Origin of the sequence: Flavobacterium gyeonganense, from assembly GCF_029625295.1 — a bacterium.
Taxonomy (GTDB): Bacteria; Bacteroidota; Bacteroidia; order Flavobacteriales; family Flavobacteriaceae; genus Flavobacterium; species Flavobacterium gyeonganense.
The window spans coordinates 3,808,637-3,823,039 of record NZ_CP121112.1; the positions used below are offsets into that span (position 1 = coordinate 3,808,637).

12 protein-coding genes are annotated in these 14,403 nt (G+C 34.8%); 3 read left to right on the top strand and 9 right to left on the bottom strand.

The window, feature by feature from the left end:
* Positions 1 to 30: 30 nt before the first annotated feature.
* A complete protein-coding gene (locus tag P5P89_RS16330; protein ID WP_278009280.1) occupies positions 31 to 2,766 on the bottom strand; it encodes a TonB-dependent receptor in 2,736 nt (911 codons plus the stop codon).
* 290 nt (positions 2,767 to 3,056) lie between these two features.
* Here P5P89_RS16330 and ychF point away from each other — a divergent pair, with 290 nt between their 5' ends.
* The 3 genes from ychF to P5P89_RS16345 all read left to right on the top strand — a co-directional run bounded on the left by ychF (position 3,057) and on the right by P5P89_RS16345 (position 6,245).
* Positions 3,057 to 4,151 carry a redox-regulated ATPase YchF gene (gene ychF / locus P5P89_RS16335; RefSeq protein ID WP_278009281.1) on the top strand — a complete coding sequence of 365 codons (1,095 nt, stop codon included), beginning with the start codon at positions 3,057 to 3,059 and terminating at the stop codon, positions 4,149 to 4,151.
* 409 nt (positions 4,152 to 4,560) lie between these two features.
* A complete protein-coding gene (locus tag P5P89_RS16340) occupies positions 4,561 to 5,238 on the top strand; it encodes a TIGR02117 family protein (protein WP_278009282.1) in 678 nt (225 codons plus the stop codon).
* Positions 5,239 to 5,330: 92 nt separating this feature from the next.
* Positions 5,331 to 6,245: a YihY/virulence factor BrkB family protein gene (locus P5P89_RS16345; protein WP_278009283.1), complete on the top strand. Its 915-nt coding sequence runs from the start codon at positions 5,331 to 5,333 to the stop codon at positions 6,243 to 6,245.
* Between the two features lie 42 nt (positions 6,246 to 6,287).
* On the opposite strand, the gene P5P89_RS16350 is transcribed toward P5P89_RS16345, so the two are convergent.
* From P5P89_RS16350 to P5P89_RS16385, 8 genes are all read right to left on the bottom strand, one after another.
* The gene (locus P5P89_RS16350) at positions 6,288 to 7,106 is read right to left on the bottom strand and encodes a cytochrome-c peroxidase (protein WP_278012028.1); all 819 of its coding nucleotides are present in this window, start codon (positions 7,104 to 7,106) and stop codon (positions 6,288 to 6,290) included.
* On the bottom strand, positions 7,058 to 8,098 hold the full coding sequence (locus P5P89_RS16355; protein WP_278009284.1) for a hypothetical protein: 1,041 nt from the start codon (positions 8,096 to 8,098) through the stop codon (positions 7,058 to 7,060). The genes P5P89_RS16350 and P5P89_RS16355 overlap by 49 nt, the downstream gene beginning before the upstream one ends.
* A gap of 74 nt (positions 8,099 to 8,172) precedes the next feature.
* Positions 8,173 to 9,648 (bottom strand): PhoX family protein, encoded by a 1,476-nt coding sequence (locus P5P89_RS16360; protein WP_278009285.1) that lies wholly within the window; start codon positions 9,646 to 9,648, stop codon positions 8,173 to 8,175.
* A gap of 162 nt (positions 9,649 to 9,810) precedes the next feature.
* The gene (locus P5P89_RS16365; RefSeq protein ID WP_278009286.1) at positions 9,811 to 10,422 is read right to left on the bottom strand and encodes a 3'-5' exonuclease; all 612 of its coding nucleotides are present in this window, start codon (positions 10,420 to 10,422) and stop codon (positions 9,811 to 9,813) included.
* A gap of 19 nt (positions 10,423 to 10,441) precedes the next feature.
* Positions 10,442 to 12,355, bottom strand: a complete 1,914-nt coding sequence (locus P5P89_RS16370; RefSeq protein WP_278009287.1) for a DUF294 nucleotidyltransferase-like domain-containing protein — start codon at positions 12,353 to 12,355, stop codon at positions 10,442 to 10,444.
* 144 nt (positions 12,356 to 12,499) lie between these two features.
* Positions 12,500 to 13,273, bottom strand: coding sequence for a TerC family protein (locus tag P5P89_RS16375; protein WP_278009288.1), 774 nt, complete (start codon positions 13,271 to 13,273; stop codon positions 12,500 to 12,502).
* Between the two features lie 33 nt (positions 13,274 to 13,306).
* Positions 13,307 to 13,678 (bottom strand): DNA topoisomerase IV, encoded by a 372-nt coding sequence (locus P5P89_RS16380; protein WP_278009289.1) that lies wholly within the window; start codon positions 13,676 to 13,678, stop codon positions 13,307 to 13,309.
* Between the two features lie 148 nt (positions 13,679 to 13,826).
* A complete protein-coding gene (locus P5P89_RS16385) occupies positions 13,827 to 14,402 on the bottom strand; it encodes a DUF1572 family protein (protein ID WP_278009290.1) in 576 nt (191 codons plus the stop codon).
* Position 14,403 lies beyond the last annotated feature (1 nt).

Genomic DNA, 14,403 nt, shown 5'->3' on the forward strand with positions numbered 1-14,403 from the left:
TCAGGATTTTTTTTGTTTAGATAATATGAATTAAAAATTAAATCCAAGCCTTGCATAGTAATATGCTCCACTGAATCCCATTTGCACAGCATCCCAGTAACCGCCGGCTTCCACCCAGTCATCTTGTTGGTCAGGATAAATATTTAGTAAGTTGTTGGCACCAATACTTAATTTAGTGGATTTGCAAAGTTTAAAACCTAAAGTCAGATCGGTTACTATTTTGGCACCGTAAGTATCTGTAGCTGCTCTCTTTTGGTTAGCTAATACCTGCTCATCAGTTTCAGAAGGAGCTGTTCTGTAATCTTCAGGATCTTCATCCATTTGATAATCTAATAGTTTTACTTCGCTGAATCTTGTAAATGCTAATCCTGCATCAAACCATTTTCTGCCGTAATTAAGGTTTAGGCCAAATTTATTTGGCGGAGCAGAAGCAAGTAAAAAGGCTTTGTCACGTTCTCCAAAAAATGTTTTTTCTTCTAAAGCCCCATTTTTTACCTTATCGATTTTCATATCGTTGATGTTTCCGACTAAAGTTGCCCCAAATCTATTTTCGTTAATTGTTTTTTTCCAGGCTAAAACAATATCAAGACCTTTAGTTTTGGTATCTACACCATTTACAAAAAACTGCGCTTTATCAACACCAAGGTTATATTGAGTTGCATCAAAATAACCTGTTAATACAATTCTGTCTTTTACATTAATCAAGTAACCATCAACAGTGGCTGTAAAATCACCAAAATTAGCCGTAAAGCCTAAAGAAGCATTTATGGCTTTTTCTTCATTTAATTTTTGAATTCCAAAGGCTTTTGTAACTTCACTATCATTTGGAGCTAATAATACTTCTGTTGCTCCTGCAGAACTAAAGTTGGTAAAACGTAAATTGTAATAAATCTGCGCTAAAGATGGAGCACGGAAACCTGTACTTACTGAACCTCTTAAATTAATTTTATCCGTAATTTTCAGGCGGGATGCTAATTTACCATTTATAGTACTTCCAAAATCACTGTAATTTTCAAAACGTACTGCGCCGCTAACCATAAAAGCCTTGGAAATATCTAATTCTACATCACTATATAAAGAGAAGTTGTTACGATTTTTATTGACTTGATTGGCTGGACTATATCCAGGGAAACCCTGAGAACCTCCCGGTCTGGCAATAGTAGGGGATGAATCAGGATCTGTAGGATCATAATCAGGATTTGGAACCGTTGGAGGACTTTGAGTTGTTGGATCAGTAATCGGATTTCCATTTGTATCATAAGTTGCATAAGAACCCTCTTCTCCTGCAAAAATTTCAAATTGCTCCACTCTGAATTCTGTTCCAAAAGCTATGTTCAAGCCTTCAAGAATGTCCCCATAATTTTTAGAGACATCTAAATTTGTAGTGTTTTGAAGCAAACTATGGCCTCCGGCATCAAATTCTGTTGGAGAATTTTCTTCAAGTGAAGCATTTATAGTTCCTTTTATATCATAATGGAATTTGTTTTTTCCAAGTGTATTGCTGAAATCCCATTTCCAGCCTCCGGAAGTTTCGGTTCTGATTCCTGCAGCGATTGAGTTGTCATTAATTTTTGAAGTAATCCTTGGGGTATAGCCTCCTGGATAAATTTCTTCTACCACTCTTTCGCCATCATTTCGGGTAAAGGCATAAGCATCGGTATTTCTAAAGTTACTTCCTCCAAAAGCATAAAATTGAGTTTTATCAGAAATTGGGACAGCCAGATTTACAAATAAATTTACCCCCTGAATAGAGGCTTCACCAAACCCTTTTCTAAAATCAAAGCCAGGACGTAATGTTTTGTTTTTGTTTAAAAACTCTCCTGTTACATTCACGTAACCGCCCTTTGTACCGATTGGGACTCCGTAATTAGCAGATACTTTTACAGAACCGCCGTCAAAATCCTGATCTTTTCCAAAAGAATTCCCATTTCCGTTTTGATCTAACCGATACCCTTTTGTGTTTGCAGTACCTTCCGGAAAATCTCCTTTTGCATCGGTATTAAATGCTCCGTAAGTTATTGCACCGGTAAATTCTTTTACATTATCATTTGTAACAATATTGATAACCCCGGCAATGGCATCTGAGCCATATTGTGCAGCAGCTCCATCTCTCAGGATTTCAATCCTTTTGATAGAAGCAGCCGGAATTGCATTTAAATCTGTTCCTGTATTCCCACGCCCGCGTGTTCCAAATAAATTAATTAAAGAAGATTGATGTCTTCTTTTTCCGTTAATCAAAACCAAAGTCTGATCTGGCCCCATCCCTCTTAAAGAAGCCGGATCAACGTGGTCAGCACCATCAGAACCAGATTGTTTGTTAGCATTAAATGACGGAGCGACATATTGAAGCAATTCATTAATTTCAAGTTTTCCACTTTGGGTAGTAACCTCTTTCACATTAATAACATCAATAGGAACAGCAGAATTTACAACAGTTCTTTTTGCGCTTCTCGAACCAACGACTACAACATCGCTCAAAACCTGACCGCCGCTTTCGTCGAGGATAACCTCAATTTTACTGCCTGAAGCAGGCTTCTCTACAGCCGAGTAACCAACATAAGTAAAAATTAAAGTAGCGTCTTCTTTTACTTTAATACGAAATCCGCCTTCAAAATCGGTAGAGACACCGTTGGATGTTCCTTTTTCGACAACATTTACACCTGGTAAGGGTGCGCCTGACTTATCTTTAACTACACCGGAGACTTCTTTTTGTGCAAAAAGAAAAACTGAATTCATCAGAAATAAAAATAACACAATCTTTTTCATAGTTGGTTTGATTTTTTGGTTTGTTTTGGTTTGTTGTTTGTATAAAATTAATGTTTTTTAACAAAATGGTAACAAAAAGTTTAAAAATTTCAATGTTACCTATAATAAATACATTAATACACATTTTTGATTCAATCAAGAGTTATTAAATCTTATATTTGCAAAATTTTTATGCTAAAAAATATCAGTTTGGCAAAAAGTAGACAAACAAATAATTCATAAAGGATTAAAGTACAAGCAAAAGCATCCCCTGAATAAAAAGGGCTAATAAAATAAATAGAAACAAACAGATGAAAGCAGGAATTGTAGGATTGCCAAATGTTGGAAAATCAACATTATTTAATTGTTTATCTAATGCAAAAGCGCAAAGTGCCAATTTTCCGTTTTGTACAATCGAACCGAATATTGGAGTGGTAAACGTTCCGGATCCAAGAATCAATAAATTGGAAGAATTGGTAAAACCAGAGCGTGTACAAATGGCAACGGTAGATATCGTAGATATTGCAGGTTTGGTAAAAGGCGCAAGTAAAGGTGAAGGTCTTGGAAACCAGTTTTTAGGAAACATTAGAGAGTGTAACGCTATCATTCATGTACTGCGTTGTTTCGACAATGATAATATCGTACACGTAGACGGAAACGTAAACCCAATTCGTGACAAAGAAACGATCGATATCGAATTGCAGTTAAAAGATTTAGAAACAATCGAAAAACGTCTGGAAAAGGTAAAACGTGCTGCAAAAACAGGAAATAAAGAAGCTCAGACAGAAGAGGCTTTATTAAACCGAATCAGGGAAGCATTATTGCAGGCAAAATCTGCCAGAACAATTATTCCTCAAAATAATGACGAAGAAGTTCTTATGGAGGGATTTCAGTTAATTACTGCAAAACCGGTTTTATATGTTTGTAATGTTGACGAAAGTTCTGCAGTAAGCGGCAACAAATATGTGGATCAGGTTCGTGAATTAGTAAAAGATGAAGATGCTGAGGTTATTATCCTTTCAGTAGGAGCAGAGGCTGATATTACAGAATTAGAAAGCTATGAAGAGCGTCAGGTTTTCCTTGAAGATATGGGATTGACGGAGCCGGGAGCCTCTGTTTTAATTCGTGCAGCTTACAAACTTTTAAAACAACAAACGTATTTTACAGCGGGTGTAAAAGAAGTTCGTGCCTGGACCATCAATATTGGAGCAACTGCGCCTCAGGCAGCGGGAGTTATCCATACGGATTTCGAAAAAGGATTTATCCGTGCAGAAGTTATTTCTTATGAGGATTACGTTCAGTACGGTTCTGAGGCAAAAGCTAAAGAAGCAGGAAAATTCAAAGTTGAAGGAAAAGAATATATAGTAAAAGATGGTGATGTAATGCATTTCCGTTTTAACGTATAATCTTTATAGAAAATAGAACAAAGAAGAAAGAAAATAGAGAAAACCGCTGGATAAATTCAGCGGTTTTTTTATGTTTTAATTAGAGAAAAGAAGAATCAGTTTTAATCTGCAAAATCTGAGGGTAAAATAAAATATTAAGTACCTATTTCCAGCTTTCCATTTCAAGATTTTTTCCAAATTTATTTTTTTGCCAGGCAATAAAAAGAGCTTCTTCCAGTCGCTTTTTTATCACCGCAAAAAATATAAATTCAAAAAAAATGCTTTCCATTGCAATCTGGGGTAATCAGTAAAATGGAGAAGTTTTTGTTTTAAAAGATAAAAAAGAAAACAAAAATTGAAACTAAAAAAAATTGGCTCAAAAATTGGTTAAAGAAAAATCAACCAATAACTAAATCTAAAATCAATCAAAATGCTAAAAAAAACTTTCAAATTTATCGGGTGGACACTTTTCGGAATTTTCGCTTTTGTTGCGTTATATATTTCATCAGTTCTTTTAATTTCAAAAATCACCGTGAATTCTGATATCGCCGCTGTAGAAGAACAAAATGCTATTCCAATTTATATTCTTTCCAACGGTGTTCACACAGATATTGTGGTTCCCGTTAAAAACGAAATAAAAGACTGGCGAAACCAAATCCAGTTCAGTCAGACACAATCAAAGGATTCTTTGATGAACTATATCGCTTTTGGCTGGGGAGATAAAGGTTTTTATCTGGATACGCCTGAATGGTCAGATTTAAAAGCAAGTACGGCCTTAAAAGCCGCATTTGGTGTAAGTTCATCCGCAATGCATACCACATTTTTTAAACAGTTAAAAGAAGGAGATGACTGCAAACGCATTCTGATTTCAAAAGAAAACTATCAAAATCTGGTAACTTACATTTCAGGGAGTTTCAGCGATTCTGTTCATCCAAAATGGATTGAAGGGCACAGTTACGGAAAAAAAGATGCTTTTTACGAAGCAAAAGGAAGTTACAGTCTTTTTTATACCTGCAATACCTGGGCAAACAATGCTTTAAAAGCCGCAAACCAAAAAGCTAGTTTATGGACGGTTTATGATAAAGGGATTTTCTATCATTATAAATAATCTACATGGCAAAAATGTAAAATTCAATTAAAAATCAGAAATCGAATATTTTTATTATTCTTTAAATTTGAGAGAATATCAAAAATCAGCAAATGAATAATCAAAATATTTTATCAAAATCCTGGTATCTGCTAAAAAGAACTTTTTTAGAATTTATAGAAGATGACGCTATAAAATTGAGTGCTGCTTTATCGTATTACACTATTTTCGCATTACCGCCATTATTGATTATTATTATCACCATTTGTGGTTTCTTTTTTGGAGAAGAGGCAGTAACGGGACAGTTATATGGCCAGATAAATGAACTGGTTGGAAACAATGCCGCTAAACAAATTCAGGAAGCAATCAAAAATGTGCAACTTTCAGACAGTAATGTTTTTGTAACAGTTTTTGGTGTGATTATGCTGCTTATAGGGGCTTCAGGAGTTTTTGCTGAGATTCAGAGCTCTATTAATTATATATGGGGATTGCGCGCAAAACCGAATAAAGGTTTACGAAAATTTATTCAAAACCGGCTGATGTCGTTTTCGATGATAGTCTCAGTAGGGTTTTTAATGCTGGTTAGTTTAATACTTAATGCCACTTTGGACATTTTGAATGCCAGGTTAAAGATTTATTTCCCTGAAAGTACTGTTTATCTATTTTATGTTATCAATATTTTAATCGTTTTAGGAAGTATCGCGCTTCTTTTTGCTATTATTTTCAGAACATTGCCTGACGGAAATATAAAATGGAAAGATGCCTTTATTGGTGCCGGATTTACCTCAATTCTATTTATGATTGGTAAGTTCGCTATCGGGTTTTACTTAGGTAGTTCTACCATTGCAAACGTTTATGGCGCTGCTGGATCAGTAGTTATCATATTAGTTTGGGTATATTATTCGGCTATTATATTATATTTTGGGGCAGAGTTTACCAAAGTTTATGCGAAAACTTTTGGCGGTAATATTGCTCCTAACGATTATTCGGTAGAAATTAAGAAAGAAATTTTAGAAGTATCTCAATAAAAAAACTGGGTGCATATTTGACACCCAGTGTATTCTTATAAGTTATTGATATTTTTGATCAGTCAGGGTTTTCATAAACGCCACCAAAGCAGATTCCTCTTTTTTGGTTAGCTTAAGCTGGTCAAAAGGAAGGGTTTGATTCTCGACTGGGTAACCTAAACCTTTTCCGCCTCCTTTATTATAAAAATCAACAACTTCTTCTAATGTGGTAAATACGCCGTTGTGCATATAAGGCGCAGTTTTGGCTACATTTCGAATAGAAGGCGTTTTAAAGGCATTTTTAAGCTGATCCATTTTAAACTGATTGTATTTCCCCAAATCCGGACTTATTTCTTTTGCGGTTTTATCTTTTGGTGTTCCAATTACTTCCTGTTCGGTTTTACTGTAATTTGGAGGCACAGTTCCGTTAAATAAAGGAATAAAGTGACAGGTTGCACACTTTGCTTTACCTGCAAAAAGATTAAATCCGAGTTTTTCTTCTTCACTAAAATTATTTGATTCGCCTCTCATATATACATCAAATCTGGAATCAAAATCATTCAGTGAACGGATATAAGATGCGATAGCATTCTGCAATTGCCATTCTTCGATTTTATTGTTTTTAGGAAAAGCCTTTTCAAATAAAGATTTATACTTCTTATCTTTATTGATTAAAGGAATAATCTGACTAAACGAACCATGCATTTCCTTTTCGTTTTGCACAACGTCTACGCTTTGCTTTTCTAAATCGATCTGTCTTAAATCCCAAAATAATGCATTTTGTAAACCGGCATAAGTTAGGGTTGGGGTATTTCTCGGCAAATCGAATCCGTCTAAAGAAAGATTTGTTTTTCGTCCGTCTGTAAACGCTTTTTCAGGAATATGGCAGGTTGCACAGCTTCTTTTTGATCTTTTGAAATGGTAGTGTCATAAAATAATTGATTGCCTAAAGCAACTTTATCCTCTGAATAGGCATATTCTGTTGACGGAATAAAAGCATTAACATTAAAAGCGTTTTTTTCAAAAAGAGTATCAGTATTTGGATTGATTGCACTGTTTTTATTGATATTCGCAATATTGTTTTGCTTTTGCAATTCAAAAACTGTTTTCGAAATTATATTCAGATAGTCTTTAATGAATGTGGCTCTGTCAAAAGTATTAAAGACATTGTTTTTACAACAATATGAAATACTCTTTGAAATTGTCTTTTTTAATTTTGACTTTAAACCGATGGATTCCTTAGAATTACTTTTGCAGGTTTTTAAAACGATTGTTTGAATCGAAGCAAGGGCAGGAGCAACTTCATTTATTGATTCCTGAGCTATGGGCGAATCAAAACCTGTGATTCCTAATATCAAAATTCGGTAAACCTCAAATCGGGCGGCATCGATGATATGTTTTTCTTCAATGCTTATTGCATCTAAGTGTTGTTTTACCTGTGCAATATTAGCACGCATTATTGCTATTTCACGAATCAGATCTGTTTTATTAGTAATTTCGTATTTAGGAAAAATCAGTTCTTCGATAACCTGAAAGCCATTTGGAGGCAAAAATTTATTCTCTTCGACTTCAAGCTCATCCAAAGCGGGACCATTAATAAATCTGGCTGTTTCAGGTACAAAATACTCAACTGCCCATTCTGTTTTTTTGTATAAAACTCTCGTTTCCTTAAAATAATCCTGAATTTTTTTGGAATCTTTTTCGTTTTCAGCAAGCTTTTTGAAAAGTACTATTTTGTTTTCAAGTTTTTCCAGGTCAATCAAAAGATCCTGCTTAACAGAAGTTTCAGTTTTTTCTTTTGTACAGCTGGTAAAAAAAGTAAGAAAAGAGAAAAGAATAGGAAAAAATATATTTTTGATAAAATCAATTTTCATTGTAGGATACTTTAATAAATAGCAAAAACAATCCAGTAGAAAACTGGATTGTTTTTGTTGTAATTGTGGTAAAATTATCTTTGTACGTTACGAATAATTACGGTTTGGCCTCCTTCTTTATTTGTACTCACTCCTGAACCATCAGCATTTTTGAATGTATCATTTTGCCAGGTATGAGCGTGAATATTCAATGTAAAAGTATTTGGAACACCAATAACATCAGATATATCTTCCATGGCTCCATATTCCCAGCTTCCAAATCTCATTTCGCCAGATTGGTTGTATAATGAATTCCATGCAGCGTCTGTACGTTTATGGTTCATGGTTAACCATGGTTTATTTGTTTTGGAAGCAATATTATATTGCCAGATGTAAGAGTCATGTTTGGCATCTGCATAATAACTATCACCATCTTCCTGAATGTAAACATAATTTTCAGTTACACAAAGGTTATCCGGATTAATAACGCCTGTGCCTGGTGTAGAATCACCTTCAACCACTAGCTCAAGTTTTCCTTTTAACGGATCTTTTTCATCCAAAACTAATTTATATACTCTTCCCCACATAGTATAGCCTTCAACAGGAGTAGTTCCGTTTGAAGACTGACCTGTAGCTGTAAAATAAACTTCTCTGTTGTTTTTTGCTGATCCTTTTCTGTAGTCGATATCCTCTACTCTTGAAAAACGGATTGCTTTTAAATCGTTTACAGTAGTATTGATTTCAGCTCCGGTTATATTTTTGGCATTCGGAATTTCAACAAATGATACATCGAAAGAATTTCCAACAGTCATTGTAGTTTCTACCTGAACGTTGTCATTTCTTTTTAAAGCATATAATTTTCCGTTATTCAAATCACCAACTGTAGAAACGTACATAATAACCTGACCGGCACTTGCATGTGATGCTGCATACGATTGATCTTCACCCATGATAATGACACTTTTGCCTGGATAAGCTTGTTTTGTCAACGGAACAGCATTTTCCATACTCGCTTTTCCTAAAGCAGGTAAAACCCTGTCTTTTCTATTTTTATCAGTTGTTGGTGCAAGTGGGTTAATACCGTGAACCATACTTTCCTGTCCGCTTTCCCCGGCAGTTAAAAATATAGGCCCAAAACCATGAATTTCAGGCGTAGCTAAAGTTGCGGAACAAAGTCTCGTTTGTCCTCCTACAGCATCCACAATATAGTCACCTTTTACAGGTTTTAAAGTTTTGTCAAAATAGACTCTAGAAACTGATTGTATGATTTCGTGATTGGTAATCATTACATAACCATCACCGTTTGGATTTTTCATGAATCCTGCACCATCCGGCTGACCAGCATAAATGAAAGAAGGACTTTCCGGTAATATATCAGTTGTAGAGATTAAGGTTGAAATTTGCAGATTTTCGAACCCAGGCTGAGCTACTACAAATGCAGGAACTTTTGATTTTGTTGTAAAATCAATGTTTTTGTTTGTTTTGTCACCCTCATCGTCATTTTGACAACTCATTACAGAAATTCCTGTAATTCCAAGTAAGGCAATAGATTTTAAAAAATTAAATTTCATAACTGTTTTTTGTTTTTTTTGATTGAAGCAAAGCTATCTACGAAAAACAAAATGTATGTTAACTAAATTTTTTAAAATTGCTAATAAATAATAGGGTATATATTACGAAATGGTAAAATTGTATTCACAATGTAAATTTAAGCTTCACAAAATATTCTTAAATTATTTAAAAAGCTGATTCAGGTTGATTTCTTTTTTTTCTCGCAGCTTTTTTACGATTTTCAAAAAAGCAATAGCTGTAATGTAAGCATCGCCTAAAGCTGTATGACGGTCTTTTTTTGAAATATCAAATTTGTCCGCCAGGTCATCAAGTGAGTAATGGTCTTTTCGTTCAAAGAGATGAGATTTTATCAAAGTTCTCTTGTACAAAACTCCAGTATCAAGTGCTTTGTTTTTTAATTCGGGTAAGCCATTTCTTTCAAGGGCTTTGTTGATCATTGTAATATCAAAATAAGCATGATGTGCAATAATAACGGCATCACCCAAATAGTCTAAAAACTGCTTTAAAGCTTCGGATTCTGAAGGACGCTTTACAACAAAATCTTTTAAAATGCCATGAATCTGGGCAGTTGATTCATCGTAATGGTCCTGTTCGATATAAACTTCAAAACTGTCCTGAACCGAAATAGTTCCATTTTGTAAAACAAGTGCGCCAATACATAAAATCCGGTCGTTTGTAAAATCAAATCCTGTTGTTTCTGTGTCCAGCACTATAAAACGTGTTTCTTCAATGGTGATGCTTTCATCGAAAAAAAATCTTCTTCCTTTTTCCAAAAATCAAATAAACTCATTCTTATACAATATTAGAAACGTTAAAACGTACCGAAATTAACTCCTGAAGTTCTTTGATGGTTTTAAAAGTTCTTTTCAGCTTTATTTTTTCCATTTTCGAAAGAGATTCTAAAGCAATAAACTGACCCGAATCATGGTGTAAAAGACCTTGCTTGGTTCTGAATTTCAATAAGGCTTTAAATGAATAAGAGCATGATAAGTAAAGTTCACTGTTTTGAGGTTCCAGTTCAGCTAACTTTTCAAAACGTTCAGCCGTATTACTGATTGACTTAACTGAATGTGACAATATTAAAACCCTTGCAGCATCTGTAAGTGGCATTAAAGCTCTACGTTTAATGTCAAACTGGTCTTTATTGGCACCATCTTGTTCTACTAAAAACTGCCTGAAAAAACCGGTTGGTGAAGGGCTCTGCAAAGCACCGCTCACCAAATGAACATAAAAAATAGGATTGGCTTTCACATTTTCAAATATCGAATCTGATAACTGGTCTACAAGCTCACGATTACCATATTTTACACTGTAATCAAAAAAGATGAACGATAACAAAACTTCATTTTTACCCGGATTTTTAATCCAGTAAGCCACCTGATCTTTCCATTCATTGAGGCTCATGCACCATTTTGGGTTGGATGCCATCATTTCAGCAGGACAATATTCATAACCAATAGTAAAAAGTCCTTTGTTAATGTAGGTGGCTAATTTTAGAAAATAAGCTTTGGTTTCATCCTTAAAAACTTCCGAAACATTTTCATACACAATTGCATTATCCTGATCGGTGTGGAGCATTTGCTCGTCGCGTCCCTGACTGCCCAATGCCAGCCATGTAAATTTTACAGGAGGCGGTGTATTCATTTTTTCCAGTGAAATATCAATAACACGGGTTACGCAGGCATCATTTAACTCAGTAATGATTTTTGTAATCAGTGTCATCGGGATATTTTGGTCAAGATATCCCTGCAGCAATTGCATGATTCGGGCTCTGATAGGTTTGATCTCCTTAACTTTTGTCGTCCTTTTTAAAGCTTTGATCAAAACTGCCGGATTATTTCCCAGAGAAACCATAAGGTCGTGTTTGGATAAAATGCCTACAGCTTTTGTATTGACTGTTCCGTCTTTCGTAAGACACAAATAACTGATATTACTTTTGATCATCGCCATCTGCGCTTCAGTAACTGTCAATTTTTTAGAATACGTAATAACCGGCGATGTCATAATAGTTTCAGCAGTCGTAGTAATTGGGTAATCACCTGAAACGATTTTGTTGCGTAAATCTTTATCGGTAATAATTCCAATTGGGAGCATTTCATCCACAATTAATATTGCCCCGACTTTTTTCTTGGTCAGGATTTTAGCGATTTCTTTTGCTGTGGTTGAAGGACCGCACGTAACAATCTTTTTCGAAAACTTTATGGGTTGTAAATCAAATACTTCCTTTTCATTATTCTGTTCATGCTGAGCAATGACTTCACCGTACAGATTGTTTTTATGGACTTCTGAATATGGGTTTTTAGTATTCGAAGCATAACTTTCGATCAGGAAATTCCCAATGGCTTTGTTTTCTAATGCGTAGGGTTTGAAAACCGCAATCGGAATCGCATATAAAATACTCTCTTCATAAGTACTGGCCTCCATAACATAGTTTTCCTGCGCCAGGAGCGGTCTTAATCCAAAAATGTCACCTTCATCACACATATCCAGTGTTTTCTGATTCTTCTTAAGGGCAACAGCTCCCTTGTGGACTACATAAAAGGAATCATGTGTCTTTTCGTTTTCAGAAAAAATCACTGAATCCTTTTCTTTATATATGATTGAAATCTGTTCAGATAATTTTTCAAGATCTTTTTGATTCAAAAGATTAAAAGGAGGGAAGCTCTTTAAAAAATCAGCAACTCTATGTGAAATCGTATTTTTCATGTTGGATTACGTTCTGAATTTAGAATTAGAAAATAGTATTGTAAAAGAAACAAATTTCAGTATCTATTCAAACTATATTTTTTGAAAAATCAGGTTTATTTGTGAAACAAAAAAGTTCCGCAAAGGGAACTTTTAAATTTAGGCTTATGATTTTTTCTTTCGGATTCGCATATTGATAAATTCGACAGCCAGAGAAAAGGTAATGGCAAAATACAAATAGCCTTTCGGAATAGCTCCAATGTGTTCGCCAATCAGCTCGGCATTAGATAAATGCATACTTTCAGTAATCAGCATAAACCCAATCAGAATTAGAAATGAAAGACCCAATATTTGGATCGAAGGGTTTTTGTTAACGAAATTTCCAACCGGAACAGCAAAAAGCATCATAACGACAACGGAAATAATAACTGCTGTAATCATGATTGTCAGCGCACCTTCAACACCATTCGTCATACCAACAGCGGTTAAAATAGAGTCAACAGAGAAAATTAAATCGATTAACAGGATTTGTAAAATAACATTCGAAAAAGATTTCTTTGCAGCGGTTTCAATGCTTTTTTCCTCTTCTCCTTTGTGATCCACTTTTTCACTGATTTCTTTGGTACTTTTATATATAAGGAACAATCCTCCTAAAAATAAGATAATTGCCTGTCCAGTAAAATCAGCTTCGAGCCAGCCCCAGTGGATACTGAAAACAGTTGCTTTCATGGCAATCAAATACGAAATCCCTAACAAAAGTGCAATTCGCATAAACATAGCCAGAAACAAACCAATCCGGGTGGCTTTTTTGCGGTCCTGTTCTGGTAGTTTTCCTGTAACGATCGAGATGAAAATAATGTTGTCAATTCCCAGAACAATTTCCAGAAATGTCAGGGTGAGCAACGCAATCCAGGCATCAGGGTTTAAAAATATTTCCATGTAAATCTTAATTTACATTCAAATTACTATTTTTTATTCGATTTTAAAAACTTTTCCGTGCTGTTTTTCTTCAGAACCAACCATTCCGAATTCAAAAGTATACGAATCTTTCGAAGTCGTTAATATTTTCATACCAATAGCTTTTTCTTCCGCCATATTTTTCGGATGCTTTTTCTGCAAAACATATTCACAGTCGCTTACCCAGCGTATGGTTGAGGTATCTGTTTTTCCTTCAAAAGTTTCAATTTCAATACTGTCTTTGCGTTCAAAAATCGTTGTTTTTTTTACACCGTTTACTTCAAACTCAAATTTGAATTTTCCGTTTTTGAAATCTTTGCAATTGTGCTCTGCTTCATAACAGGATACTAAAGCAAGTATTGGCAATAAGAATATAATTTTTTTCATTTTAAATAAGTTGTTTTATAAGAAGCTAATCCTGCTGTCCGCTATATCTTTTATGGCTCCCGATAGCTATCGGGACGCCACAAAAAGATGCCGCTTCCATCAGGGCTAGGGAGAATCGTTTTCATCAGAAAAATTAAAAGTGAATTAATTATTTCAATCTGTTTAATTCATCATCAGTAAAATTTTTAATTTCTTTTTCTTTGGCAAACTTTTCGGCATTGTAATTTCCGGATTTATTTTTCGGAATCGATAAACTGTCCCAGGAACTGTTTTTCAGTTGTTTAGCATAAAAAACAACTTGCCCGACATGATAAGGATAATGTGCCAATTGCCTGTTAATCGCTTCAATAACCGTGTGACCTTCATTTCGAATATAAATTATATCCGATAGCTGTTCCGGTTTCAAATTGTTTAAAGCATCAAAAAATACATTCCATCCTTTATTCCAGACGTTAATGATTTCTTCTTTTGACTCTAAATCATTTTCGAATTCTGCATCGCGGTTACGCCATTCCTTTTCGCCGTCAGAGGTTAGAAAATCTGTCCATCGCGAGAGCATATTTCCTGAAATATGTTTGATTATAGTCGCAATACTATTGGTGTCTTCGTTGACGGCAATAAAAAGCTGTTCGGGCTCTAATTGGTCGATGGCTTTTTCGCCCAGCATTTTATAATACAAAAACTGCTTTTTAACGCTTTCCAGATAAGATTCATTAGTTTCCATG

Coding starts and splice junctions, on each gene's coding strand:
- P5P89_RS16330 (WP_278009280.1), bottom strand. CDS start 2,766: ATGAAAAAGATTGTGTTATTTTTATTTCTGATGAATTCAGTTTTTCTT.
- ychF (WP_278009281.1), top strand. CDS start 3,057: ATGAAAGCAGGAATTGTAGGATTGCCAAATGTTGGAAAATCAACATTA.
- P5P89_RS16340 (WP_278009282.1), top strand. CDS start 4,561: ATGCTAAAAAAAACTTTCAAATTTATCGGGTGGACACTTTTCGGAATT.
- P5P89_RS16345 (WP_278009283.1), top strand. CDS start 5,331: ATGAATAATCAAAATATTTTATCAAAATCCTGGTATCTGCTAAAAAGA.
- P5P89_RS16355 (WP_278009284.1), bottom strand. CDS start 8,098: ATGAAAATTGATTTTATCAAAAATATATTTTTTCCTATTCTTTTCTCT.
- P5P89_RS16360 (WP_278009285.1), bottom strand. CDS start 9,648: ATGAAATTTAATTTTTTAAAATCTATTGCCTTACTTGGAATTACAGGA.
- P5P89_RS16370 (WP_278009287.1), bottom strand. CDS start 12,355: ATGAAAAATACGATTTCACATAGAGTTGCTGATTTTTTAAAGAGCTTC.
- P5P89_RS16375 (WP_278009288.1), bottom strand. CDS start 13,273: ATGGAAATATTTTTAAACCCTGATGCCTGGATTGCGTTGCTCACCCTG.
- P5P89_RS16380 (WP_278009289.1), bottom strand. CDS start 13,678: ATGAAAAAAATTATATTCTTATTGCCAATACTTGCTTTAGTATCCTGT.
- P5P89_RS16385 (WP_278009290.1), bottom strand. CDS start 14,402: ATGGAAACTAATGAATCTTATCTGGAAAGCGTTAAAAAGCAGTTTTTG.